This window comes from Aquitalea sp. ASV15, assembly GCF_016429115.1.
GTDB classification, from domain to species: Bacteria; Pseudomonadota; Gammaproteobacteria; order Burkholderiales; family Chromobacteriaceae; genus Aquitalea; species Aquitalea magnusonii.
This window is the reverse complement of the sequence record NZ_JAELTZ010000187.1, coordinates 1-314: the sequence shown is the minus strand read 5'-3', so window position 1 is coordinate 314 and position 314 is coordinate 1. Positions and strand designations below refer to the sequence as shown.

Below are 314 nucleotides of genomic sequence, written 5' to 3'. Positions count from 1 at the left end.
CCCCCCCCCCCCCCCCCCCCCCCCCCCCCCCCCCCCCCCCCCCCCCCCCCCCCCCCCCCCCCCCCCCCCCCCCCCCCCCCCCCCCCCCCCCCCCCCCCCCCCCCCCCCCCCTTTTTAATGATACGGCCACCACCGAGATCTACACTGTTGTTCGTTCGTCGGCAGCGTCAGATGTGTATAAGAGACAGGCCCGGCTGCTGGCAGGCCTTTTGACACTGCCGGGCAACAGCTGGCTCAGCCTGTCAGCCGGTCTGCTGACGCATGCAGTGGTTGAATGAAACGGCGCGACAGGGCCCGGTGTGATAAACAACCTT

General features: G+C 71.7%; 1 protein-coding gene. It reads left to right on the top strand.

Annotation, left to right across the window (positions count from 1 at the left end; genetic code table 11):
- Positions 1 to 278: hypothetical protein (locus JHD64_RS21450; RefSeq protein WP_199055693.1), on the top strand; the 278-nt coding region annotated here is incomplete at its 5' end.
- Positions 279 to 314: the final 36 nt, after the last annotated feature.